Annotated in this window: 20 protein-coding genes, 1 pseudogene and 1 other annotated feature; of the genes and pseudogenes, 13 read left to right on the forward strand and 8 right to left on the reverse strand. The window is 29.7% G+C overall.

Features of this window, described 5'->3' with window-relative positions:
* Together trpE and CLOPA_RS16505 are read right to left on the reverse strand one after the other, a co-directional pair.
* Positions 1-1431, reverse strand: a complete 1431-nt coding sequence (gene trpE / locus CLOPA_RS16500; RefSeq protein WP_015616568.1) for an anthranilate synthase component I — start codon at positions 1429-1431, stop codon at positions 1-3.
* 538 nt (positions 1432-1969) lie between these two features.
* Entirely contained in the window at positions 1970-2602 is a 633-nt protein-coding gene (locus CLOPA_RS16505) for a hypothetical protein (protein WP_242834212.1), read from the reverse strand.
* Positions 2603-2951: 349 nt separating this feature from the next.
* On the opposite strand from CLOPA_RS16505, the gene CLOPA_RS16510 reads away from it, so the two are divergent.
* Positions 2952-4406, forward strand: a complete 1455-nt coding sequence (locus tag CLOPA_RS16510; RefSeq protein ID WP_015616570.1) for an NADP-dependent glyceraldehyde-3-phosphate dehydrogenase — start codon at positions 2952-2954, stop codon at positions 4404-4406.
* Between the two features lie 138 nt (positions 4407-4544).
* On the opposite strand, the gene CLOPA_RS16515 is transcribed toward CLOPA_RS16510, so the two are convergent.
* Complete coding sequence (locus CLOPA_RS16515) at positions 4545-6239, reverse strand: WG repeat-containing protein (RefSeq protein WP_015616571.1); 1695 nt, start codon at positions 6237-6239, stop codon at positions 4545-4547.
* Positions 6240-6695: 456 nt separating this feature from the next.
* On the opposite strand from CLOPA_RS16515, the gene CLOPA_RS25240 reads away from it, so the two are divergent.
* From CLOPA_RS25240 to thrC, 5 genes are all read left to right on the forward strand, one after another.
* On the forward strand, positions 6696-6854 hold the full coding sequence (locus CLOPA_RS25240) for a hypothetical protein (protein ID WP_155241930.1): 159 nt from the start codon (positions 6696-6698) through the stop codon (positions 6852-6854).
* A 275-nt stretch (positions 6855-7129) separates the two neighbouring features.
* Positions 7130-7567, forward strand: a complete 438-nt coding sequence (locus CLOPA_RS16520; protein WP_015616572.1) for an ACT domain-containing protein — start codon at positions 7130-7132, stop codon at positions 7565-7567.
* Positions 7568-7578: 11 nt separating this feature from the next.
* A complete protein-coding gene (gene thrB / locus CLOPA_RS16525; RefSeq protein WP_015616573.1) occupies positions 7579-8475 on the forward strand; it encodes a homoserine kinase in 897 nt (298 codons plus the stop codon).
* Positions 8476-8506: 31 nt separating this feature from the next.
* Positions 8507-9802: a homoserine dehydrogenase gene (locus tag CLOPA_RS16530; RefSeq protein WP_015616574.1), complete on the forward strand. Its 1296-nt coding sequence runs from the start codon at positions 8507-8509 to the stop codon at positions 9800-9802.
* 104 nt (positions 9803-9906) lie between these two features.
* Positions 9907-11400, forward strand: coding sequence for a threonine synthase (gene thrC / locus CLOPA_RS16535; RefSeq protein WP_015616575.1), 1494 nt, complete (start codon positions 9907-9909; stop codon positions 11398-11400).
* 160 nt (positions 11401-11560) lie between these two features.
* On the opposite strand, the pseudogene CLOPA_RS16540 reads toward thrC, so the two are convergent.
* Positions 11561-12497, reverse strand: a pseudogene (locus CLOPA_RS16540) (DMT family transporter).
* A 205-nt stretch (positions 12498-12702) separates the two neighbouring features.
* Between CLOPA_RS16540 and CLOPA_RS16545 the strand changes: the two are divergent.
* From CLOPA_RS16545 to CLOPA_RS16560, 4 genes are all read left to right on the forward strand, one after another.
* Positions 12703-13824, forward strand: a complete 1122-nt coding sequence (locus CLOPA_RS16545) for a GerMN domain-containing protein (RefSeq protein WP_015616576.1) — start codon at positions 12703-12705, stop codon at positions 13822-13824.
* 369 nt (positions 13825-14193) lie between these two features.
* On the forward strand, positions 14194-15729 hold the full coding sequence (locus tag CLOPA_RS16550; RefSeq protein ID WP_015616577.1) for a spore germination protein: 1536 nt from the start codon (positions 14194-14196) through the stop codon (positions 15727-15729).
* Between the two features lie 3 nt (positions 15730-15732).
* Positions 15733-16899, forward strand: a complete 1167-nt coding sequence (locus CLOPA_RS16555) for a Ger(x)C family spore germination protein (protein ID WP_015616578.1) — start codon at positions 15733-15735, stop codon at positions 16897-16899.
* 65 nt (positions 16900-16964) lie between these two features.
* Positions 16965-18071, forward strand: coding sequence for a GerAB/ArcD/ProY family transporter (locus tag CLOPA_RS16560; RefSeq protein WP_015616579.1), 1107 nt, complete (start codon positions 16965-16967; stop codon positions 18069-18071).
* Positions 18072-18254: 183 nt separating this feature from the next.
* Here CLOPA_RS16560 and CLOPA_RS16565 read toward each other — a convergent pair whose 3' ends face one another.
* The 3 genes from CLOPA_RS16565 to proS all read right to left on the reverse strand — a co-directional run bounded on the left by CLOPA_RS16565 (position 18255) and on the right by proS (position 21879).
* Entirely contained in the window at positions 18255-19412 is a 1158-nt protein-coding gene (locus CLOPA_RS16565) for a DUF116 domain-containing protein (protein WP_015616580.1), read from the reverse strand.
* Positions 19413-19415: 3 nt separating this feature from the next.
* Positions 19416-20057, reverse strand: a complete 642-nt coding sequence (locus tag CLOPA_RS16570; RefSeq protein ID WP_015616581.1) for a lactate utilization protein — start codon at positions 20055-20057, stop codon at positions 19416-19418.
* A 382-nt stretch (positions 20058-20439) separates the two neighbouring features.
* On the reverse strand, positions 20440-21879 hold the full coding sequence (proS, locus tag CLOPA_RS16575; protein ID WP_015616582.1) for a proline--tRNA ligase: 1440 nt from the start codon (positions 21877-21879) through the stop codon (positions 20440-20442).
* 195 nt (positions 21880-22074) lie between these two features.
* Positions 22075-22285 (reverse strand) — a binding site (T-box leader).
* 182 nt (positions 22286-22467) lie between these two features.
* Here proS and CLOPA_RS16580 point away from each other — a divergent pair.
* The 3 genes from CLOPA_RS16580 (at position 22468) to CLOPA_RS24495 (ending at position 24760) form a co-directional block, all read left to right on the forward strand.
* Positions 22468-22692: a FeoA family protein gene (locus tag CLOPA_RS16580; protein ID WP_015616583.1), complete on the forward strand. Its 225-nt coding sequence runs from the start codon at positions 22468-22470 to the stop codon at positions 22690-22692.
* A 1-nt stretch (position 22693) separates the two neighbouring features.
* Positions 22694-24454 carry a ferrous iron transport protein B gene (gene feoB / locus CLOPA_RS16585; RefSeq protein WP_015616584.1) on the forward strand — a complete coding sequence of 587 codons (1761 nt, stop codon included), beginning with the start codon at positions 22694-22696 and terminating at the stop codon, positions 24452-24454.
* 138 nt (positions 24455-24592) lie between these two features.
* On the forward strand, positions 24593-24760 hold the full coding sequence (locus tag CLOPA_RS24495; RefSeq protein WP_015616585.1) for a FeoB-associated Cys-rich membrane protein: 168 nt from the start codon (positions 24593-24595) through the stop codon (positions 24758-24760).
* A gap of 126 nt (positions 24761-24886) precedes the next feature.
* Here the strand turns inward: CLOPA_RS24495 and CLOPA_RS16590 are convergent, their stop codons facing one another.
* Entirely contained in the window at positions 24887-25519 is a 633-nt protein-coding gene (locus CLOPA_RS16590; RefSeq protein ID WP_015616586.1) for a DUF3793 family protein, read from the reverse strand.
* Positions 25520-25731: the final 212 nt, after the last annotated feature.

Consider the following 25731-nt stretch of genomic DNA (forward strand, 5'->3'; position numbering starts at 1 on the left):
TTAAATCACCTCTTTCATAGCCATGGCTTTGTTAAGAGTTTCTCTATATTCTGTTTTAGGATCGGAATCATATACTATACCTGCACCAGATTGAACGTAGGCATAATCGTCTTTAAAAACTATAGTCCTTATAGCTATACAGGTATCCATATTCCCATTATGAGAAAAATATCCTACAGCCCCTGCGTAGATTCCCCTTCTCACATTTTCAAGTTCATCTATTATTTCCATGGCTCTTACCTTTGGAGCCCCTGATACTGTTCCCACAGGCAGGCAGGAACTTAAAGCATCAAAACAGTTCAATTCTCTTTTCAATTCACCAGATACCATGGAAACTATGTGCATAACATGGGAGTAAAAATCTATTTCCATAAATCTATCCACATTTACTGTACCAAATTCACTTATCCTTCCAATATCATTTCTACCGAGATCCACAAGCATTAAATGTTCTGCTTTTTCCTTCTCATCTTCTAAAAGTTCCTTTCTAAGTCTCTCATCTTCTTCTGCTGACTTACCTCTTGGTCTTGTTCCTGCTATAGGATTTGTTATAACTCTATTATCTTTTACAGAAACAAGACTTTCTGGGGAAGATCCTGCTATCTGAAAATCTTCAAAATCTATATAAAAAAGATACGGCGATGGATTTTTAGACCTCAATCTTCTATATACATCAAATGGTTCAGATGAATTTTTAAATTTTAGTCTTTGTGATGGAACAACTTGAAATATGTCCCCTGCTCTTATATATCCCTTTGCCTTTTCTACAATTTCGCAATATTCTTCCTCTGTAACATTGGATTCAAATTCTTTATTTAAGTTCACTTCTTGAAGAGGATGTAATACATTACCACTGATTATGCTTTGCTTTACATTATCAAGAGTTTCTGCTATTTTATTGTAGTCAGAATTGTCCTCTGGAAATACATTGTAAACAACACTTATATCATGTTTAAAATGATCGTAACATATAAAGATTTTATAGAACATGAGGTTTGCTTCAGGAACTTTTAATTCATCTATATTATTATCTGGAAGTTTTTCATATTGTCTTACAACATCATAACCCACGTACCCTATGGCCCCTCCTGTAAAGGGAATATTGAAAACTTCGGAATTATAATCTATATTTACATACTGTTTTACATAATCCAACACTTTCCCGTGAACAACTTCAATACTACCAGCTTTAGATATTGTAATTTCATCTTTATAACTTTTAATTGTCATGTAAGGGTCAACACCCATAAAAGAGTATCTCCCTATTTCTTTCTCAGAATAAACACTTTCAAGAAGGAATTTTTTTCTTCCCTTTAGATTATAATATAAGGCTATTGGAGTTAACTCATCGCCATTAAATTTAAGAGTAATAGGAAAGGTTTTATCTAGTTTTCTCTGTTCATAAAATTCCTTTTCATTTAAATTGAACATAACTTTCACTTCTCCTTTAATAAATAATTAAACAATAAAAAAGGTCACTTCATCTCTAATATGGGACGAAGTGACCGTGGTGCCACCCATTTTAATTTTATATTATAAGTGTAAGCATTTGAGTTATACATTACTAATTACCCATGACATGCTGTTGTTACATCCCACTTATGAATATGGGGCTGCAGCAGCCATTAGTCATCCGATAGATACAATAATGTAAAATAAAAAACACTTCATCCTTTTAAGGACGAAGTGTTAACCTTCGCTATGCCACCTAATTACAAAACTTTTCTTTAACAGATACAGAAATAAAATTTCGATACCCTGTCTCTTTAACGGTAGACCACCGGCTATTGCTACTAAAATTTCACATTGCATCTCACAGACCCATTCAATATAAGCTACAATATTTGGCTTTCACCTTTCCAAACTCGCTTTAATTAAACTCTCATATTTACTACTTCTGATCATAGATTTATTAAAAGTAACTTTTACTGTAATTATACAGGATTTTTTAGAGTTGTCAATATATTTTTTAATTACCTAGCATTTTCAGCAACAAACCAGCATTTTCTTTAGCTTTATCCAAATGCTGTTCTGATAATTGCTTTTTAGTTGTAATAGTATCGTCAATACTCTTGTCTAAATCCTTTAATGTCAATTTTAATCTTTCACGTAATCTAGGTATATTTTGAATTATTCTTTTCACTATATATACATACTCGTCATCATAGAGTCTATAACACTTAAACTCTCCTGAAGTTAATCTTCCATCTGAAAGAATATATATGAATCTATCATCCATCTCTCCAGATAACGCTATCTCTATCTTGTGTTTATACAATCTAAATCTTGATCCATTATCATCTATAAGTACAGGAAATATAGTTGAAAACAAAAAAGCTAACTCTTCTGTAGAATTATCTAAAAGTCCTATACTTGAAAAATCCCTTGCATTTAAACGTATCTCTATATCTTTTGAAAAAATTTCTTCTTTTATAGCATTAGATACCTTCTCACGTAATTCCTCTTCTTTTCCCTTAGAAATATATTTTGTTATTGAATTCACTAAATTGCCAATATGGCTTTTAGTCTCTTTTTTACTACCAACCACAATAATCGCCTCTTTTATTAATCCTATAATAAAAGTATATCTAATATTTCCCACAATTGCAAATATAGTTTAGTTGCAATTGTCTCTACAAAGTCCTTAATTTTTAAATAATAAAAAATTATAGTATAATTTCACTATTTCATATGTATTATGTGATAATATTTCTAATATTGTAATATTATATTTTATTTATTATAATACTTGTCAATAACACATAAACTAAATTTTAATTCATCACTTGCAAAAAATAGTTTTATTTATTATGATTATTATATAATAATAAATATTTATATTATAAATTATATTAAATTTTATAATTTATATAATAATAAATACCTTAAAATAATAAAATAAAATTAAAGCTGTAAGATCAACATTTACAATTATGAGAGGTGGTATGTTTATGTTTGAAAATATATCGGAAGGTAAAAATTACAAAAGCCTATTTAATGGTGAATGGGTTAAAAGTAAAAGTGGAAAAACCATACAATTAAAATCGCCTGTAGATGAAACTGTAATTGGTGAAATTCAATCTCTTTCCCAAGAAGAAGTAAATGACATCCTTGAAAATTCAAAAGCCGCTCAAATTAAATGGGGAGAAACTCCGATAAATGAACGTGCAGAAGTACTTTTTAAAGCTGCAGAACTTTTAGAAGAAAATGTAGAAGAGATTGCTAAAATAATGCAAGCTGAAATTGCCAAAGACTCTAAATCAGCTGTATCAGAAGTTAAGAGAACTGTTGATTTTATAAAATTTACTGCCAGTGAAGGAAAACATATTGAAGGAGAAACCATAGGAGGAGATAATTTTCCTGGTTTTAATAAAAGCAAATTATCCTTTGTTACAAGAGTTCCCTTAGGTGTTGTTTTATCAATTTCTCCTTTTAATTACCCTGTTAATCTTTCTGCTTCAAAAATTGCCCCTGCCCTTATAGCTGGCAACAGTGTGGTATTAAAACCACCTACACAAGGTGCTATCAGTGCATTATATTTAGCAGAAGTATTTAATAAGGCAGGTCTTCCTAAAGGCGTTCTCAATACAGTTACTGGTAGAGGCTCTGAAATTGGCGACTATTTAGTTACACACAAGAATGTAAATTTTATTAATTTTACAGGTAGCACGGAGGTAGGCAAACATATTGCAAAAGAAGCTAACATGATACCTATGTTGATGGAACTTGGCGGAAAAGATGCTGCTATAGTTCTTGAGGATGCAGACTTAGAATTAGCTGCTAAAAACATTGTTTCAGGAGCTTACAGTTATTCTGGTCAAAGATGTACAGCTGTTAAAAGAGTTTTAGTAATAGATAAAGTTGCTGATAAATTAATAAAATTAATAGAAGAACGAGTTAATCAGCTAAAGGTTGGAAATCCTGAAGATGGAGTTGATATAACACCTTTAATTGATTCTAAAGCAGCAGATTTTGTGCAGAGTTTAATTGATGATGCCCTTGCTAAAGGTGCTAAACTTATCTTGGGAAATAAAAGAGAGGGAAATTTAATTTACCCTACCCTCTTTGACAATGTAACCACAGACATGAGACTTGCTTGGGAAGAACCCTTTGGACCAGTGTTACCTATAATACGCATTAAGGATATAGAAGAAGCCATTTCTATTGCAAATAGGTCTGAATATGGCCTTCAGTCTTCTGTATTTACAAGAAATATTGATGATGCCTTTTATATAGCTAAAAAGCTTGAAGTAGGTACTGTACAGATTAACAACAAAACTGAGAGAGGTCCTGATCACTTTCCTTTCTTAGGTGTTAAATCTTCTGGTATGGGTACTCAAGGTATACGTTATAGCATTGAAGCAATGAGTAGACCTAAAGCTATAGTTTTAAATTTACCTAGATAATTTATTAGCCTTTTACACAGATGCAAATTATATAAAACAAGAGTGTTGTAAGTCTTACTAGATTACAGCACTCTTCTAATTTTATTATTTTATTTACAATGTTTTAAATAAAAACTTTAGTTAAATCTAAAATTCTGTTTATATTTTTAAACAATCATGAAATTCACCATTTTTATAAACAAAGCCTTCTTTGATTCCCTTTAAAATACTTTTAACTTTTACATAGGCAACTCCATTGCAAAATTCTCCTACTTCATCAAATTTAGGCTTTATAACTATTTCACCAAGTTTATTTATATATCCCCACTTGTTTCCTATAATAGATTTCACTTTTACTGCTGCAAAACCATCATGAAAATCTCTCGCAAGTTCATATGTAGGACCTATAATCACTTGCCCGTCTTCATTTACATATCCCCATTTATCATTAATATTTATTCTGGCAAGATTATCATTAAAAGTCCCTATATAATCAAAATACGGCTTGATAATAGTTACCCTATTCTCTTTATCCAGGTACCCATATTTTCCTTTACTATCTATAAATCTCATTAATCTTTCATTTATAAGTCCCAATCTTTTTCCCTGAGAATCTACATAAGTATAACTGCCATTAACTTTCATTAATGCAATTCCATCAATAAACTCAAATTTTTCATTAATAGCATAGTCCTCTTCATCATTATTGGCATCATAAGCAATAACATCTACTATAGGTGAACATTCTTCAAATACAGTATTACTTATGGATTTTTGTATAGTCTTAAATTTAACTTCTATGTCCCCATTAAAATTTATCAGTTTTATCCTATCTACATTTATAATATTATTATCGTATCTTAATACTACATAAACTAGATATTTATCCCCAGATTCATAGAGCTCCCTTGAAAGTCTGACATTGGATTCAATATAGGTTTCTCTTATATTTGAAACATATTCAATTATCCAGTCCTTCCATTCTATAGATATGGGGAAAATTTCCGCACTTTTATTATATTTATCCACATTTAAACTTGCCTTACCTGCTGACAACAAACTTAAGTTTTTTATTTGATTTGTGTATTCTTCTGCTGTATCAAAAAATATATTATCGAAGAATGCAGCATGTACACTAATTTTATTTTCTTTCCATAGTATATAGATTCCTTGAATATCTATATATATTTGTCCATTTATATAATTTAGTCCGCCATATAGAGTACATGAATTATTATTTTTATAGAACTCCGCTGCTTCACCCTTATTTATAACCATATAGAATAAGTTTATATTGGGAAGTTTTACTTCTTTAAAAGTGTTAAAATCTATTTTTATTTCAAAAACACCTGTATTTATATCATAATTTTCTCTTTCTACTGTAACTTTACCTAGGGGCATGTCCTTAATATTTACTATTTTATCCTTAAACTCGTTATAGGTTTCAAAAGGCTCCTTTAAAAAGCTTATAGTCTGAACTTTTAGTTCCATATCTTCTATGCATATTTCCATACTCTCTGTATCCACATAAACTTTTTCACCTTTTACCTTTAATTTAGCTCTTATTGTATATCGATCATTAAAGCTTTCAGCAATATCAATTCCTTCATCTTGAAAAACGAAATATAAATAGCTGCAATTAATTCTGACTATAGAATTCCATTTATAAAACTCTACATTAATGTAGCAAATACCTGACTGGGTGTCATAAGTACTAGCTAATACCTCTGCTTTACCTATACTAATTGATTTAAGATCTTCGATACGTTCTTTAAACTGTTCGTACGTTTCGAAGGAGTCCCTTATTAAACTGTCATCTGTTACCCTAATAATAGAACTATTGTCACTATACAAACTATCACTTCCTTAATACAAAATAGAGTATACCCAAAATAAATCTTGCTTAAATTTACCCATTTAAAATATTATATTCCATTTTTTGTATATTTATCAATAGTATGTATAAATTTAACAAAATTTTTTTATATCATTATTTTACTTTTCACATTTTCTTAGGTAATATCATACACTATTTATAAAAAACAATACCTATATATTGCAATAGATTATCTTCACTAGTAAAATAGCTATTTTGCTTAAATATTATCTATTGTCAATGAACTGTGTAATTTAAATTGCTATTTATATCCCATCTTTTTTAAATAAATCTTTTACCTATGGATGTTTGTCCCATGACTACCCACTCTAATACTCCCATCTTATTCAAGTGGGAGTATTAGAGTTGCTACGTCCCTGGATAACGACTTCTAATATTTTTTAATACCTTTCTAAAATATACTCATAATATCAATGAATCTTACTCAGTGGGAGTTTGTATTCCCACTGAGTTTAGATGAATTATCCAGGGACGTGTCGCTGTTATCTCCAGCTTTAGAAAAGCAGACAAAACAAAATTTATTTTGTATTTGGTCGCTTTCACAGAGTACGGTGGAATATTACAGAGGCTAGTCATCGGATAAATTTATTGATAATTAAATTAGAACATAATTATAAAATTGCTATTTATTCTTAAAATAAATTTATCTTACTTAAAATTTAGTTATTAACATTGTAATATAAGTTTAGCTATGATAATATAACAATGGAATCCTTAATAGAGAAACACTTGTTTTTTATAGAAAGACATTTAAAATAAAAACTGTATTTAAAATAATTATTTAAGCCTTGACAGAAATTAATATTCTAATAATTATTTTAGCAGTAGGAGGTATTTATTAAAACTTATGAAAAATAAATATTTATTAGTAGATACAAAGGTACTTCCTGATATATTTGAAAAAGTAATACAAGTTAAGGATCTCATAAATGTAAAAAAAGTCCATGACATAAGTGAAGCAGTAAAAATTGTTGGAATTAGCAGAAGTACTTATTACAAATATAAGGATTATGTATTTTCTGTTTCTGAATCCATGAAAAGTAACAAAGTTGCCATTTATCTACTTATTGGTCATAAAACTGGCACTCTTTCAAGAATACTTGATAAAATGGCTGAAAATCATGCTAATATTCTTACAATAAATCAAGATATACCTATTAATAATACTGCTAATGTAAGCATTACTTTCGATACATATAATCTAAAAATAAAACTTGAACAATTATTAGAGGACATAAAAAATACTGAAAATGTTATTAAGGCTGATTTGATTGCAATGGAATAGGAGATGAAAATATGCTTAAAATTAAAGTTCCTGCTAGCACAGCTAATATGGGACCTGGTTTTGATTCATTTGGTATGGCATTAAACCTGTATAATGAATTTGAAATTGAAGAAACTGATAAGGATATAATATTTTTAGAAGCTGGAGAACCTTCTTCAATCCCTTTAAGTGAAAACCTCATATATAATAGTATGGTGAAAGCTTTTGATAAGTATAATTATAAATTTAAAGGACTTTATATAAACGTAATAAAAGCTGATGTGCCGCTTTCAAGAGGTCTTGGCAGCAGTGCAACCTGTATTGCCGCTGGTCTTAAAGCTGCTAATCATATTATGAATAATATTATGTCAAAACAGGAAATTCTAAATCTAGCTACGGAAATAGAAGGTCATCCAGATAATGTAGTTGCTGCACTGGAAGGTGGGCTTGATGTTTCATTAGTAGAAAATAATCAGGTGGTATATTCTAAAATAGATCCGCCAGAAGATCTTATATTTGCGGCATTAATACCAGATTTTAAAATGAGTACTTCAAATGGTAGAAAAGTTTTACCCAGCGAATACACTAAGGAGGATTGTGTCTTTAATATTTCTAGAGCAGCTTTGTTAATTTCTGTATTTTATAATAAAGATTTCAAAAAGTTACGAACATGCTTTCAGGATAAAATACACCAGCCTTACAGAGGTGAATCCATAAATGGTTTAAAAGATATCTTTGAAACAGCAAAAGAACTTGGCTCCTTAGGGGAATTTATCAGTGGATCAGGCTCTACTTTAATGGTGGTACTAGATAAGAACAACACTAATTTTTTAAATAAAATGCAATCATATTTAGAAACTACAGAAGCTACCTGGAAGATAAAACTACTTCAGCCTGATTGTAATGGTACTGAAGTAACAGTATGCTAATAATAAATAAATTAAAGGGGAAAAGAATACTATGAATAAAGTTAAAATAGCCTTGTTAGGTTTAGGTAACGTAGGTAAAGGTGTCTGGGAAATATTCAAAAATAATACTGAAGAAATAATTCGCCGTTCTGGCTGTGAAATTGAAATAACTAAAATTCTTGTAAACGACATAAATAAAGATAGAGGAATAGAAGTTCCTAATGAAATATTAACTGATAATATTGAAGAGATATTAAATGACAATAGCATACAAATAATAGTTGAATTAATGGGTGGCGTTGATCCAGCTGCTGATTATATATTAAGAGCTATTAAAAGTAAAAAGCATGTGGTAACTGCAAACAAGCAGCTTATTGCAATCCAAGGCAAAGAGTTACTAGATCTTGCCAGAAAGGAAGGTGTGCTCTTCTATTATGAAGGTAGTGTTGCTGGCGGTATTCCTATATTAAAGGGTATCGAAGAAAGTCTTACTGCAAATAAAATTGAAGAGATTGTAGGGATAATAAATGGAACTACTAATTATATTCTTACTAAAATGTCTCTTGAAGGCATGGACTTTGAAACAGCTCTTAAAGAAGCTCAGGAAAAAGGATATGCAGAAGCTGATCCTACATCAGATATTGAATCCTATGATGCTGTATATAAGCTTGCAATATTAACTTCACTTTCCTTTGGAATAAATGTAAATGTAAATGATATATACAGAGAAGGTATTTCAAAGATTTCTTCTCATGATATTCAGAATGCAAAGGAATTTGGCTACACAATAAAGCTCTTAGCTATTGCAAAAGAAAGGGGTAATTCTCTTGAGCTTAGAGTACATCCTACTATGATTCCATTAAATCATCCTCTTTCAAACGTAAATGATTCATTTAATGCTATTCTCATAAAGGGAAATGCTGTAGGCGATTTAATGTTCTATGGAAGAGGCGCCGGTTCTCTTCCAACAGGTAGTGCTGTAGCTAGTGATATAATATCTATTTTAAGAAATGATATGACACTGCGTTCAATTTCATTAGTTGAAAATGCTGATTTACAAAAAACTATACTTCCTAGAGAAGAATTTACTTCTAGATACTATTTAAGACTTACAGTAAAAGATGTAAGTGGTGTTTTAGGTCAAATTTCTACTATATTAGGTAAAAATGATGTAAGTATATCTTCCTTCATTCAAAAGGGTGAAAAGGATGCTAATAATATTGTACGTATAGTGTTTATCACTCATGATACTTTAGAAGGAAATATTATGAAATCAATTGAAGATCTAAAAAAATTAGAAGTAGTAGACGAAATTAAAAATCTAATAAGAGTTGAAAAATTTATTTAGGTATCTAAAAATAAATAGTAAGCAAAAGATGTGCAGTATACTGGCTGGTTATTTATTTACGATGCCTTAAGACATGCAAAAAGAAATATTGAGGAGGAAACATCTTGGATAATTTAATATACAAAAGTACAAGAGGACATGGTGATCCCGTTAGTGCTTCTAAGGCTATACTAAGAGGAATTGCAGAGGATGGAGGTCTCTTTGTACCTAGCTTCATCCCTAAAATAGATTTTAATGTAAAGGAATTTTCAAAACTTAATTACAAAGAATTAGCTTATACCGTAATGAGTAAATTTTTTACTGATTTCACTGAAGAAGAGCTTAAAAGCTGCATAGACAAAGCTTATGATGATAAATTTGATACTAAGGAAATTGCTCCAGTAAAAAAAATTGGTGATGATTTCTTTCTTGAACTCCACCACGGTCCTACTCTAGCTTTTAAGGACGTAGCATTATCTATTCTCCCACATTTATTAAAAACTTCTGTAAAGAAGCAAGGTATTGACAAAGAAGTTTTAATTCTTACTGCAACTTCTGGAGATACAGGTAAAGCAGCTCTTGAAGGTTTTAATAATGTAGAAGGCACAAAGATAATAGTTTTTTATCCTGAAGTTGGTGTTAGTATAGTTCAAGAGCTTCAAATGACTACTCATGATGGTGATAATACTTTTGTAGTTGCTATAAAAGGTAATTTTGATGATGCTCAGAAAGCTGTTAAAGAAATTTTCACTGACAATAAAATGAGAGAGCAACTTGACGGAAAAGGTTTTATGTTCTCTTCTGCAAATTCAATTAATATCGGAAGACTTATTCCTCAAGTGGTATACTATTTTTCAGCCTATTTAGACTTATATAAAAAAGGTGAAATAAGTGAAGGTGATAAAATAAATGTAGTAGTGCCTACTGGTAATTTTGGAGACATCCTTGCAGGATATTTTGCTAAATCCATGGGACTTCCTCTTGATAAATTAATATGCGCTTCAAATAAAAACAAAGTATTATGTGATTTCATAAATACAGGGAAATACGATAGAAATAGAGAATTCTATGTTACTAACTCTCCTTCAATGGATATATTAGTTTCAAGCAATCTAGAAAGACTCCTTTATTTTATTAGTGGTGAAAATCCAGAAAAGATACAATCTCTAATGGATGCTTTATCAACTAAAGGTGAATACTCTATAGATGAAGACATGAAAAACAAACTTAAGGACTTCTATGCTGGATATGCCTCTGAAACTGAAACTTGTGAGGCTATTACAGAGCTTTACAAAACTCACAAAGAAGCCATAGATACTCATACTGCAGTAGCTTACTCAGTATATAAAAAGTATAAAGAGAATACTAAGGATGATACTAAAACAGTAATATTATCTACTGCAAGTCCTTTTAAATTCCCTAAGGCTGTAATGAGTTCTATAGATAAGAAATATGATGATGTAAATGAATTTGAATTAATAAAAGAATTAAGTAAAATAGCACATTATGCTATACCACAGGGTATTAGAGATATCGATACTAAACCGAAGGTACACAATACTGTTTGTGATAAAAAAGATATTAAAAATGTAGTTTTAGATTTTCTGAAGATTAAATAATATTTATCTATATAAAAATACGTTAGCTTGATAAACAGCTAACGTATTTTTATTTTTCTAAGGCTATTATAAATTATAATCAACTAACTATAAAATAAATTTTCTAAATCCTTTTATATCATCTTTTCAATAATCTGAAGCTTAATAAAATATATGCTTTTTATATAGAGATAAGACTATTCAATATCATACCTATTATTATAAATGCTATTCCTATAAGTCCTATAGCAGTTGGCACTTTATCATGAAACAATAGTAATCCTCCAATTAGCGTAAATATAACCTCACCAGACTGAGTTGCCTCAACTATAGCTAATTTACTCATATTATTCTTTACTATGTCTGTTGCCTTAAAGAATAATATTGTAGCAACAACTCCTGAACACAGTGCAACAATTAGAGATTATATTATTTGTCCACTACTTGCTAAACCAACTGATGATATTGCAAATACCGATAGATAATACTATCCAAAAGGGCATACTTGCTAAAGTCATACCAAATACTCTTTGAAATGTATTAAATTTGTCACCGCAAACCTCCATCATCTTACGATTTCCAAGAGGATATGCAAAAGCTGCTATAATTACAGGTATTATTCCTATGAGAGTTTTAAAAATTGATTCATCTTTTGCATTTTGAATCTGCATTAAAAATATGCCAAATAAAATTAGTAGAGACATTAATAAAGACTTTTTAGGGATTTTATTTCTAATCCTTAATACTTCCTTTTTAATATGAATAGTTCTAAAGAATAAGGGAGACAAGATAGCTCCTGCTGCTATTGTTATTTGCCATGTCCCTGCCATAAGCCATGAAGAACCATAAATAGATGCAAAGGTTAGTGGAGCATAAAACAGCCCAAATCCTATAGTACTCCAAAGTACCCACTTTACAGGTCTCTTTATTATATCCTTCATTACATTGTAGAATTGATTTTTAGCTACTACAATAATAAGTAGCATTGGCAACATAAATATATATCTTAATGCAGCACTCCAGATCCAACTCCCACCTGAAACATTCATTTGTCTATTTAGTACAAAAGTAACTGCAAAAAATAATGATGCTAATATTCCAAGAAAAATTACTTTCAAAGTTATTCCTCCTAGCTATCTTATTAGTTCTTAATAAAATACTAAAGGAATTCTGCTATTTTTAATAGTACCACAAAAGAAATAATATGCTTAAAATGTGGTTCTATAAAAGCCAATTTTCAGAATTTTCTTTATATCATTTTTTATAATACCTATATTGTGATATACTATTAATATAATAAATGTTAGATTGGGGGAGTTCTACATGAAAAAATATAAAACTACTTTTGGCCTTTTCATTTTCCTCATATTTATAGTTTCAGCTGTTTTATTTAATAGTTGTAACAAAATAACTTATAATGCTAATAACACAAATTTCAATAGCACTATCAATAATAATACTCAGAATAACACTAGTAATGATACTACACAAAAGACAAACAATACTATAAAAAATTACTATCCTTTTAAGGAAAACATGAGATTAAACTATAAAGGCAGCGGAAATGAGTATGCTTCTAAAGATGTTTATGTAGATTTTATAAAAGGAAACAAGCTGCAATTAAGAAGTATAAATGCTGGTACTACCATTGGGCAAGTTCTTAAATATGGAGACGGACAGCTTACCTTAATAGTTTCAAAAGGTGAATTTTATTATAGAGATGATTTAACCTCTTTACAAAGCAATGTTAATGAAGTAATTTTAAAAGAACCCTTACAAAAAGGCACTAGTTGGACTCTCGCAGATGGAAGAAAAAGATCTATAACTGGTACTGATATAGCTGTAGATACCCCTTCTGGAAAATATAAAGCTTTGGAAGTTACTACCACTGACAATAATTCTACTATTAAAGACTATTATGTAGTTAATATTGGCCTCGTAAAAACTGTATTCACTTCTGCAGGTTCTGATATCGTTACTTCTTTAAAAAATAGTATACCAAATTCACCTGTAGTTCAAACTATAAAATTTTATTATCCCAAAATTACAGATACCGATGTAGCAATTATGTATAAAAAGAATACAGTAAATTTAAAAACTAATGAGGATATAAAAAATATTTTCCAAGCCAACTTCAGAAAAACACTTATAGATGGTACATTACCTTTAATAAGTAATAATACAAAGATAAATAAATTATATTTAAATTATAATGAGAATGTGGTCTATGCAGATTTTTCAAAAGAATTTGTTACTGAGATGAATGCTGGAACTTCAAAAGAAAATGGAGTACTTACAAGTGTTGTTAATACTCTTGGGGACTACTTTAATGTAAAAGAAGTAAGACTTACTGTGGATGGAAAAGAATATTCCTCAGGACACATTCTAATGCAAAAGGGTGAAAATTTTAAAGTAAACTATAATAACGCTACTGAAGTTAAATAACTAGTATAAAAAACGTTAATGTTCATCTTTCATCTAAAAATGGAGTTAGTAATAAAAATTTAATTTATTACTAACTCTATTTTTGCATTTTCTCCCAAGTGACCTATCTCCTCTGCTGCCACGGCAAATACCTTTCCGCCTTCTCCCACTTTATCAGCTTTTATGGTTTCATTTAAAGTTACTAGATTAGTTTGATATGAATTAAAAATATATCTTCGATAGTGCTTTGATTTTTTTCAATGACTTTTAATCTTTCAATATCAATCCTAAACTTTTTTTCACTCTAATTTTAAAAATTATGAATAAATGTGCCTTATATTCACAAAATATTACTGGAAAGAAGAATTCTGATAAGAGAGGGAAATGTATATGGCCAATGAAGAATTTGATTATAAAAATATACAGGTCTCAGTAAAGCTAAATAAAAATGTAGAAAATATAAAAAAGATATTAGATAAATTTCCAGATTTAATTATGCGGGAAATAAAAATAGCAAATAACCCAAAGCATGGAGCAGTTTTTTTTTATATAAATAAAATGGTTAATATAAATATTATGGAAGAAGTAGTCATAAAAAAATTAATAAGTAGAAATGAATATTCCCCTTATGATATATCAAATCCAGAGTATTTTAAATATATACTGGGTATAAATGATAAAGATATACTTTCTTCTATGGATAAAATTATAAATAAAATTCTAGATGGAAAAGTAGTTTTATTTATTGATGAAATAGACAAAGCAATAGTAATTGATTTAAAAAATATTCCCAGTAGAAATATTGAAGAACCAGTCGTTGAAACTGTAATAAGGGGACCAAGGGAGGGTTTTACAGAAAATATATCTACAGATATAGTCTTAATTAGAGAAAAAATTAAAAGTCCAAATCTAAAAATAGAACAATTTATACTGGGTAGAGAAACAAAGACAGATGTTGCAATAATGTATCTTTCTAATATAGTAAATATTAAAATAGTTAATGAATTGAAAGAAAGAATAAATCAGATTGATGTGGATGCGCTGTTTGTAACAAACACCATAAAAGAATATATAGAAGATGATCCAATAACAAAATTTCCAACTATCTTTTCCACAGAAAGACCTGATGTTATAGTCGCTAAGTTGTTAGGTGGTCGGATTGCAATTTTTGCTAATGGAACTCCTGTAGTTTTAACTGTTCCAGCAATATTTACAGAATTCCTTATATCTACTGAAGATTTTTATGTAAGTTATATATATGCTACATTTAATCGCTATATTAGATATTTAGGTTTTGCTTTTTCCATACTATTACCTGGTTTATTTGTAGCAATAATAACCTTTCATCAGGAGGTTATTCCAACGTCACTTTTGATAAGTCTTATAAAAGCTCGATCTGCTGTACCCTATTCTTCTTTATTTGAAAGTTTTTTAATGCTTACAGTATATGAACTAGTAAGAGAAGCAGGGGTAAGAATGCCAAGAGCTGTTGGTCAAGCAATAAGTACAGTAGGTGCACTTATACTAGGTCAGGCAGCAGTGCAAGCGGGATTAGCCAGTACAGCCATGGTAATAGTAATAGCTACTACATCTATAGCTGCATTTACAATACCCTCCACAAACATGTATACAGCAACTATATTGCCAAGATTTATCTTTTTATTTCTTGGAGGTTCCTTAGGATTACTTGGGCTAATTACCGGTGTAATAATTTTTTTATTAAAACTTATATCTATTCGTTCATTTGGGGTACCATACATGGAACCTTTAGCTCCATTTGTTAAAAGTGAATTTGGCGATTTAATTATGAGACGTCCTATTTGGAGTAAAACTAAACGATCTAGTATAATAACAGGTAAAAAATCCAAAAAAAGAAAATCATTTAATCCTATTGAGAAAAAATTTAAAGAAAAAAATAGGGAATGAACTATGAAAAGAATAACATCAATCCTAATAATAATTGTTTTTACCATTTCTTTAGTGGGCTGCAGTGAAGCAAAAAAGGAGCTAAATGAATTAGCTGTAGTTCTTGCTATTGGTTTTGATTTAACAGAAGATAACAAATATTTAACAACTGTTCAAATTTTAAATTCACAAAGTGATTCATCAGGTTCTATGAATGGCCAAAATAAAGGTGGCCAACAAATTTCATCAGATGTATTAGTTTATAATATGGTGGGCAATACACCACATGATGCAATCAGCAAATTATCTATTAAACTTGGGAAAAATTTATTTTTCAGCCATAGTAAATATACTGTTATTGGAAATGATCTTGCAAAGTCCGGATTAAATTTATTAGTTGATTCTTTACTAAGACACACCGATGCTAGAGAAGATAACATTTTGCTCGTTACAATGGGTAAAGCTTCAGATATAATAAGTACTGTTACTAGTGAGAATAAAATTCCAGCAAATGTTGTTGAAAGTTTAATAAAACTTCAGCGTAATTATGGATATATGCCAGTAATATCTAGATTAAATTTTGCTAATGCATTATATAATAAAACATCAGCACCAATATTAGGAGTTATAAATTTACAAAAAGACACTATCAGTAATATCTTTAATTTGTCAGGTACTGCTGTATTTAATAAAGATAAATTGACAGGTTTTATGGATAAGTACCAAACTAGAGGAATGCAGTGGATACGAGGTGAGGTTAAAACAGGTACTATACTAGTACGTTTACCAGACAATAAAATTATTAATTTTGAAATACTAACTGCTAAAAGTAAAATTAAACCCATAATAAAAGATAGTGCTCTTATAATGGAAGTAAATATTAATGAGGAAGGGAATATTCGTGAAATGACAGAAAACTTAGATCCCATGAAAGACTACACGGTTATGGATAAGCTTAGCAATTTACAAAGCGAAGCTATAGCAAAAGAAGCTAAACTTGCAGTATATGCTGCACAGAAACAATTTAAATCAGATATATTTGATTTTAGTGGAGTAATAAAGAGAGATAATCCTAATTATTGGAATAAAATAGAAAAAAATTGGGATAGTATTTTCCCTAACATCAAAGTTAAAATAAATGTGAATTCCAGCGTTAAAAGACCGGGACTTATTTCTAAACCTATAAAATAGTTTTTCTATGAAGTTTAATTTTAAATTATTATTAAGAATAGTACAATGAAAAGGAATGAGTTACTATGAAAGCAAAAATATCAGTATATCAATTGTTTGCAGGAATTGTTATGGCACCTTTAGGCACTGCGATACTTTTTTTAATAACGCCAGAAGCTAAACAGGATGCATGGATAGCAATGCTTATTTACATAATACCAGGAATAATGTTGCAAATTATATATACAAGTTTATGGAAAAAATATCCTAAAGATACTATAGTAACCTATATGCCAAAAATTTTTGGGAAAATACTGGGATACATTATAAGTATTGTTTATATACTTTTCTTTGCCTATGAAGCTGCGCGAGTTGCAAGAGATTTTACTGATCTAATACTAATTTCATCAATGCCCAAAGTATCTTCTACTATAATTCTATTATCTATTATGTTAGTCAGCGGATACGCTGCATATCTGGGTTTAGAAAATATGTTTCGTTCTGCAAATTTGTTTTTATATATATGGATAATCTTTTTTATTTTGGAGTGGCTTTTTCTTTACAGAACAGAAGGTACTCTGAAGTTTTACAATATTAAACCAATACTTCATAATGGCATTGTACCTGTTATAAAAGAAAGCTGGAAACTTATAACCTTTCCCTATGGTGAAACTTTAATAATGGCTATGTTTTTTCCATATGTTAAAGAGACCTCAAAAGTAAGAAAAATTTCATTATTATCAATTATATTCATGGGTATATTTTTAACATTAAATACTGTAATGTTTATATCTGTACTGGGAGTAAATTTTGCATCCAACAGCCTTTTCCCATTTTTAAGGACTGTTAGATTAATGCATATAGGTGAAACCTTTGATAGAGTTGATATATTTGTAATATTAATTATGATGATTGGAGGCTTTATTAAAGTAAGTTTTTTTATGTATGGTTCAATGCTAGGTTTTTCTAAGATGGTAAAAATAAAGGATACAAGATACTTAGCTTTACCCTTTAGTGTAGTTGTTTTTTTTACTGCTATGCTAATTGCAAAAAATTACCCTCAGCACATATATATAGGGCAAACATTAACAATAACATATATCCATCTTCCGCTTACAGTGATTATCCCAATAATAGCATTGATAATATATTATATTAAAAGGCTTATATTTAAAATAGATGCTGAAACTTAATTTAAATATTAGCGTTTCAACATCTATTTCTATTACTTAACATAATCAATACCATTAATATAAATAATAGTATCACCAAAAGTTATACTTTTAGAACACTATCTCCTATTGATACTCCTCATGTGGGCATATAGGTTTACTTAGTAAAAGCAACTTAATCGCTCTTTATATAATTTTCTATTATTAATTAATATCTAATACTTTCTTTAATTGATCTATATTGATATCTGTTACAATTCCCTCATTACTCCAATGATTCTTGCAGCCACAATAATCTAAAATTACACATTGTGGAACTAAATTCAAATCCCTTGCTTTCCAGCCACCACTCATTAGATTAAGAACACAATCAACTCCGACAATACCAATTTCTCCATATTTAACCTTTTCCTCTCTAAAAGCAGAAGAACCATGTGGTATTATTAAGACCTCAAATCTATGTTTTTCACCCATTTCAGTGAGCTTACTAACTCTGCATTCAGCAGTACAACTTCCACAAACATAACCTTCTTCCGTATGTTTAGCTTTGCAATTTTTTTCATTATTATATCTCATACATATGGGAAGAAGCAGCTTTTTTATTCTAGTTTTCAAAAAGTCGTTTCTAAAAGCTCTATTCATTATTTCTGCTCCTACCATATTTAAATGATACTCCACCCTTTGTCTCCCACATAGAATAATATCCTCCTTAAATTTATGTTTAGGATATTTATTCTTAAGAAAATAGTTTACATTGCGTGTATACTTTCCTATTGCAACTTCACTTCTTGCACTAAACCACAATACATAGGCAGCGGTGGCAAGAAAAATCTCATCTAACTTTTTTAATTCTAAAGTAGAAAAATACTTTTCCCAACTAACGAACCTTTTCACTTCTTCGTCAAACTCTCCTGAGGCTGATAACCAAGATATAAATCTTTTAAAATTTTTTAAAGATAAATTTATAGTGGATTTATAGTTGCTATTTGGTGATAAAAAAATCGTTGAAAGTATACCTCTTATAAAATCTACTCCAGCTTTAATATTTCCTCCTTGCTTTCTCAGCTCTACTAATTTTTTAATTATCCTTTTAGGTAATTCAGATAATTCAAAGGCATCATCACTGTATAGCTGCCAAAGAATAGCTAAGGTCAAAAGCTCCAAGAGATATTCTTCATTACTTCTTAGACTTTCTATATTATTTTCTTTAATGTAATTTTTAAAATCCAGTATAATTGAATTCATAATTGGTTTCCCATTTAATATAACTTCATTTGTAAAAGCTTCTGAATCTACATAATATTCATTGGAATCTATGTGTTGTCCAAGCAATGAATAAGTAACAATATCAATGTTCCCCATAATCTAATAACCTAATTCTTTTCCTACAATTATTACTTTTATTCTTCCTTTTTTACCCTGTCTTCTTATAAGAGTGTATTCATTACAAATTCTGTCTTCACTCTTACAATCCATGCAGTGTCCAACCCTTGTACAAGGAGTTTTTTTGTCTAGTCTCTTTGCATTGGCAGGTGCTGCATATTCTCTATTCCTTTGAATTGCTTCATCCACATTTTTAACAATTTTATTCTTACCCACAATTACTATAACCTTATCCGGGCCATACAGCATTGCCGCAACTCTATTTCCATTGCCATCTACATTATAAAGTTCACCATTTTCCGTTATAGCGTTACTGCTTACAAAATAAGTATCAGTTAAAAAACTCTTTTTAAAGATATCAGTAATTTCTTCACGAGTTAAGCCTGGCTTATATCTATCTAAAAATTTAAAATCACCATTACGTAAATAATCAATAATTCCAGTTTGAAACAGTGTCATGGAGCCACCCACAGAGACAGATTCACCTTTATTTACAAGTGTCTTAACTATATCTAGTACTTCCCTTTCGTCCCTGGCATAGTAACCTTCCATATTGTTTTTTCCTAGGCTTTCAATAATCCCATTAATCTTTTGCTCCATTAACCATGTACTAATTTCATCCATAATCTTTCATAAGTGCTAATCCCATTTGGCAGCACTTTCCCCCTTCTTCTATATTTTGTTCACCATACTAGATTTTTACTCCAATTTAATCATATATCCTTTTTATATTTTATCATATTTTATATAAGCATAAGCTTCAATAAAAAATATTTTACCTAACAACAATATATTTTAACCTATTCTATTATTGTCTATTAAGGGGTAAGCTCTAAGAATTCATCTCTATACATTTTTTATTGATCGATTAATTATTATAAAAAATTTACTAAACTGCTTACATGGCTGAATTTTATTAAAATAAATATTACTAGCGATAATTTCTTTGTAATATATAAACTTAGCGAGACTTTAAAGCCTCGCTAAATAAATCAAATTATTAATATTAATATGCCCTTCCCCAATACACCATGTGTTTAGCCTTTTTACCGCAGCATACACAAGTACCTGAAAGTTCCTCTTGCTCAAAAGGTATACACCTTGAAGTTGCTCCTGTAACTTCCTTTATCTTATCTTCACATTCTTTGTCACCGCACCACATAGCTTTAACAAATCCAGTTTTATTTTCAACTTTATCATTGAACTCTTCCATTGTAGTTGCTGTACTAGTCTTTTCCTCTCTTGCCTTTGTAGCAGCTGTCAGCATAGAATTGTGTATATCCTCTAAAAGTTCTGGTATCTTTGTTTCCAATTCATCCATTGATACAAAGATTTTTTCTCTAGTATCTCTTCTAACAAGTACTACTTGATTTTTCTCTATATCCTTAGGCCCAATTTCTAATCTTACTGGAATACCCTTCATTTCATATTCGCTAAACTTCCATCCTGGTGTCTTATCACTAATATCCATCTTAACTCTAGCTACTTTAGATATTCTATCTTTTAATTCAGTTGCCTTTTCAATAACTCCAGCCTTATGCTGAGCTACTGGTATTATTACTACCTGAGTTGGTGCTATTCTTGGAGGCATCTTTAAACCTTCATCATCACCGTGCACCATAATAATTCCTCCAATTATACGTGTACTCATACCCCAGGAAGTTTGATTTACATATTCTAGTTTTTCATTTTTATCTGCAAATTGTATTCCAAAGGCCTTTGCAAAGTTTTGACCAAAGAAATGTGATGTTCCTGACTGAAGTGCTTTACCATCATGCATTAAGGATTCAATAGTATAAGTAGCTTCTGCCCCTGCAAATTTTTCCTTTTCAGTTTTTCTACCCTTAACTACTGGTATAGCAAGCATATTTTCACAAAATTCTGCATAAATATTAAGCATTTGTATAGTCTCTGCTTCCGCTTCTTCCTTTGTAGCATGTATTGTATGTCCTTCCTGCCATAGGAATTCAGATGTTCTTAAAAAAGGCCTTGTAGTTTTTTCCCATCTTACAACAGAACACCATTGATTATATAATTTTGGTAGATCCTTGTAGGACTGAACTATCTTAGCATAGTGCTCACAAAATAATGTTTCTGAAGTTGGACGAACACATAGTTTCTCTGTAAGCTCGTCATTTCCACCCTTTGTAACCCAAGCTACTTCTGGTGCAAAACCCTCTACATGGTCTTTTTCCTTTTGGAGTAAACTTTCAGGAATAAGCATAGGCATATAAACATTTTCATGACCTTTTTCTTTGAACTTGCCATCTAAATATTTCTGTATATTTTCCCAGATAGCATAAGCATATGGTCTAAGAATAACACACCCTCTAACACTGGAATAATCTGCAAGCTCTGCCTTCTTAACAATATCTGTATACCACTGTGCAAAATCCACATCCATGGAAGTGATTTGTTCAACTCTCTTATTATTATTTTTTGACATAAAATTTTTCCTCCTTAATTAAATCTATTTCATAATATTTTAGTATTTATTCACTTACTAAGCTAAATATAAATCCTTTTCACTTTTAATAAAAAAAGTGCTAGTGTAAATAAATATTGTTTTTATATAGCTTTATTAAAAACCTTTAACTTAAAAGCTTTAATTCTTAATAAATAAAAAAAGCCCCAAATCCCTAAAAGGGACCGAGACTATATCGGCGGTACCACCCTAATTAATAAATTAATTAAAACTACTCACTCTTATTTTTAACGGTAATTACCCGCTGCAACCTACTAGTGCAGAACTCAAAGGCAGGTTCAAAATGGCTCCTTAAGGAATTTTTCAGCTCACATTCCCTCTCTTTTAAAGAACTTATATTTCTACTATTCCTCTTCTTTGTCTTTAATTTTATTATCAAACTAACTCAAATGATAGAATATAAAATTTATTTTGTCAATAGCAGATAATAATTATTAACTTTATTTATACTAAATGATTTTTATTCCCATTTGCCATTGACAACAATTTAAAATAATGATAATATGTATTTATAATTGATAATGATTTTCATTTAGAGGAGTTGTTGATATGAGTTTATTTGATTTAAAACCTGGTGAAAAGGGAATTATAAAAGGAATAACTGGAGATGAAAGACTAGCAAAAAGATTATTTGCTTTAGGTTTTATTGAAGGCACTGAAGTGAAAATGAAAACCTCTGCTCCTTTTGGGGATCCTCTTGTGATACGTGTTAGAGGTTTTAATATAGCAATTAGAAAAAACGATGCAAAAAATATTTCTTTAGGGGAGGCTTAAAATGTTAACTGCCGCACTTATTGGTAACCCTAACGTAGGCAAAACTACCTTATTTAATTTTCTTACTGGTTCAAACCAATATGTGGGTAATTGGGCTGGCGTAACCGTTGAAAAAAAAGAAGGATTTTTAAATGAATCCATTAAGATAGTTGATCTACCAGGTATATATGCTATGGATACCTACTCTAATGAAGAAAAAGTTTCAAAGAACTTTTTATTAAATGGTAATGTGGACGTAATTGTAAATATAGTAGATGCTTCTAATCTAGATAGAAATTTATATCTTACAATGCAATTAAAGGAATTTAAAAAACCTATAATATTAGTTTTAAATATGATTGATGTAGCTATAAAAAAAGGCTTTTCTATAGACTATGAAAAATTATCAAAAGAACTTAATGTAACAGTAGTACCTGTCGTTGCTTCAAAGCATAAAGATATAGATAGAGTTATAGATTTATTAAAAAAGAGTGATTTTTCAAACATTGATGAAAATAATTATAATTTTAACTCTGAAAAAGAAACCTACAATTATATTGAAACTGTGCTAAGTAAATGTACAAAACAATCATCACAAGCAAATAAATCTGCTACTGAAAAAATAGACAGTATATTTTTAAATAAGGTTTTGGCTTACCCAATTTTTATAGGAATTATATGTTTAATTTTTAAGATTACATTTTCTTGGGTTGGACAACCACTTCAGGATTTACTTGATAGTTTGGTAAATAACTCTTTAATTCCACTGCTTCATTCTGCATTAGCTTCTTCTAGCCCCTGGTTCAGTTCATTGATAGTTGATGGAATAGTAGGAGGGGTTGGATCCGTTATAGTATTCCTTCCAATAATACTTACCTTATTCTTTTGTGTATCCATTTTAGAAGACAGCGGATACATGGCTAGAACTGCTTTTTTAATGGATAATATAATGAGAAAGATGGGACTATCAGGTAAAGCTTTTATACCTGTAATTATCGGTTTTGGATGCAGTGTTCCAGCTATAATGTCTGCAAGAACTCTTGAAAGTGAAAAAGATAGAAAGCTCACTGCATTGTTGATTCCCCTTATGTCTTGTAATGCAAGATTACCTATTTATGCACTGCTTACAGCTGCTTTTTTCCCAAAGCATCAAGGACTTGTAATTGGTTCACTGTATTTGCTTGGAATTATTATTGCATTTTTAATAGGTATATTATTCAAAAGTACTTTATTTAAGAAGGATGAAGAACCTTTAATAATAGAACTTCCTGAATACAAAATACCCGAATTGAAAAGTCTTCTGCTTCATACCTGGGAAAAAGGTAAGGGTTTTGTAAAAAAAGCCGGCACAATAATATTTTCAATTTCTGTAATAGTGTGGTTTTTATCAAATTTTGGTTTTTCCGGTAAAGTAGATATACAATACAGTTTTCTTTCTAACTTAGGTCATATAATAGCCCCTTTGTTTAAACCCTTAGGTTTTGGAACATGGCAAAATTCCGTTGCATTAATTAGTGGATTAGCTGCAAAAGAAGTAGTAGTAAGTACTATGGGAGTATTATATGGAGCAAATTTATCAGACTTACTTCCTAAACTATTTACTCCAGTTACTGCCTATGCATTCTTAGTTTTTGTATTATTATATCCACCTTGTATTTCAGCTTTAGGAACTATGAAAAAGGAATATGGAAATAAAATGACTATCTTTTCAATAGTCTATCAAATTTCTCTAGCTTGGATCGTGTCTTTCATAATATACAGAATAGGTAGTTTGTTTATGTAATATACTATAATATAGTTGTAACTTTTATCTCTTTTGAATTTAATTAGCTAAACAGACTATCAATTTAAAAAATTTAATTATGTGGAAATTAATAAATTCATTAGAGTTTATTGATGCTTCCAATTAGAAGGTGATCTTGTGCAAAATATAATAGAAATAATTATAGCCATTATTATAGCATCAGCAGCTTTATTTTTGTTTATTAGAAGTATTAAGAAAAAATCCTCTGGCAGCTGTGATTGTGGTTGTGGTCACTGCACAGAAAGTAATTTTTGTTCTAATAAAAGTAAAAAACTAAAAAAATGAATCTTAATAAAAAATGAACTGCAGTTATAGAAGTAATTGCAGTTCATTTTTGTCCAGTAACTAACTACTGTGACACCTCAATCATATAAACAAAAGTGAGAAAATATAAAATAAATTTTGTTTTACCTATACCTTTACTGATATTTCATCAACTAGCATTTCAATCATTTTAATTGGTTCAATTTTTTTCTTTAATAGTTTTACAACATTCTCTTTTGTTCTGTCATAATTTTCAAAGATTTTAAGAGCCTTTTCTCTATCATGATAAACCTTCCAATATCCGCATAATACACATTGTTTCCCATTACAATTTATAAAGGCTTCTACATCCTTAGCAGGTATTCCTAAAAAAATCCCTACTTCATGAGGGCAAGCTATCCCCTCATACCTATATTTCAATAGTTGTAAACACATATCTAAAGACATTATATTGGAATACCCAAATTTCATCAAAAGCTCCATATTATCCTCACGAAATAAAGTTTCTGCCAACAATTTTTCATTGTAAAATAACAATATGATAAGCTTCTCTTTTCTTGTAATTTCAAATACCTTTAAATTTATGTTATTTATATATTCATCCCCATATTTATACCATAAATCATACATACCTTTATAATTGTTCGATATGGTAATTATAGAAGATGGCTTATACCCAGCTATTGTAGGCGATATTGCATATGTTATTAAATTCATCATGTAATCTTTTTCCTTAGTGTAATCAATGAAGTCAATAAAGTTTTCATTTTCCCTGACCATCTTCTAATAAACCTCTCTTTTCATTTATTGTCTATATTATTATTTATTGTTTTTGATAAAATTATACTTTATTAAATAGATTGAAAATTTTATTTTTAATACTTTGTATTTCTATAATTCTATTTTATTCATTATATTGAATATATTTTCAAAATATTACAACAATAAAAAAGCATCTAATTCTAATTTGAATAAGATGCTTTTGATACTCC

It is taken from the genome of Clostridium pasteurianum BC1, assembly GCF_000389635.1.
Lineage (GTDB): Bacteria > Bacillota > Clostridia > Clostridiales > Clostridiaceae > Clostridium_I > Clostridium_I pasteurianum_A.

Excerpts from the sequence above, each read along its gene's own strand:
- trpE (WP_015616568.1), bottom strand. The coding sequence starts at position 1,431 with ATGTTCAATTTAAATGAAAAGGAATTTTATGAACAGAGAAAACTAGAT.
- CLOPA_RS16510 (WP_015616570.1), top strand. The coding sequence starts at position 2,952 with ATGTTTGAAAATATATCGGAAGGTAAAAATTACAAAAGCCTATTTAAT.
- CLOPA_RS25240 (WP_155241930.1), top strand. The coding sequence starts at position 6,696 with ATGAATCTTACTCAGTGGGAGTTTGTATTCCCACTGAGTTTAGATGAA.
- CLOPA_RS16520 (WP_015616572.1), top strand. The coding sequence starts at position 7,130 with ATGAAAAATAAATATTTATTAGTAGATACAAAGGTACTTCCTGATATA.
- thrB (WP_015616573.1), top strand. The coding sequence starts at position 7,579 with ATGCTTAAAATTAAAGTTCCTGCTAGCACAGCTAATATGGGACCTGGT.
- CLOPA_RS16530 (WP_015616574.1), top strand. The coding sequence starts at position 8,507 with ATGAATAAAGTTAAAATAGCCTTGTTAGGTTTAGGTAACGTAGGTAAA.
- CLOPA_RS16545 (WP_015616576.1), top strand. The coding sequence starts at position 12,703 with ATGAAAAAATATAAAACTACTTTTGGCCTTTTCATTTTCCTCATATTT.
- CLOPA_RS16550 (WP_015616577.1), top strand. The coding sequence starts at position 14,194 with ATGGCCAATGAAGAATTTGATTATAAAAATATACAGGTCTCAGTAAAG.
- CLOPA_RS16555 (WP_015616578.1), top strand. The coding sequence starts at position 15,733 with ATGAAAAGAATAACATCAATCCTAATAATAATTGTTTTTACCATTTCT.
- CLOPA_RS16560 (WP_015616579.1), top strand. The coding sequence starts at position 16,965 with ATGAAAGCAAAAATATCAGTATATCAATTGTTTGCAGGAATTGTTATG.
- CLOPA_RS16565 (WP_015616580.1), bottom strand. The coding sequence starts at position 19,412 with ATGGGGAACATTGATATTGTTACTTATTCATTGCTTGGACAACACATA.
- CLOPA_RS16570 (WP_015616581.1), bottom strand. The coding sequence starts at position 20,057 with ATGGATGAAATTAGTACATGGTTAATGGAGCAAAAGATTAATGGGATT.
- proS (WP_015616582.1), bottom strand. The coding sequence starts at position 21,879 with ATGTCAAAAAATAATAATAAGAGAGTTGAACAAATCACTTCCATGGAT.
- CLOPA_RS16580 (WP_015616583.1), top strand. The coding sequence starts at position 22,468 with ATGAGTTTATTTGATTTAAAACCTGGTGAAAAGGGAATTATAAAAGGA.
- feoB (WP_015616584.1), top strand. The coding sequence starts at position 22,694 with ATGTTAACTGCCGCACTTATTGGTAACCCTAACGTAGGCAAAACTACC.
- CLOPA_RS16590 (WP_015616586.1), bottom strand. The coding sequence starts at position 25,519 with ATGGTCAGGGAAAATGAAAACTTTATTGACTTCATTGATTACACTAAG.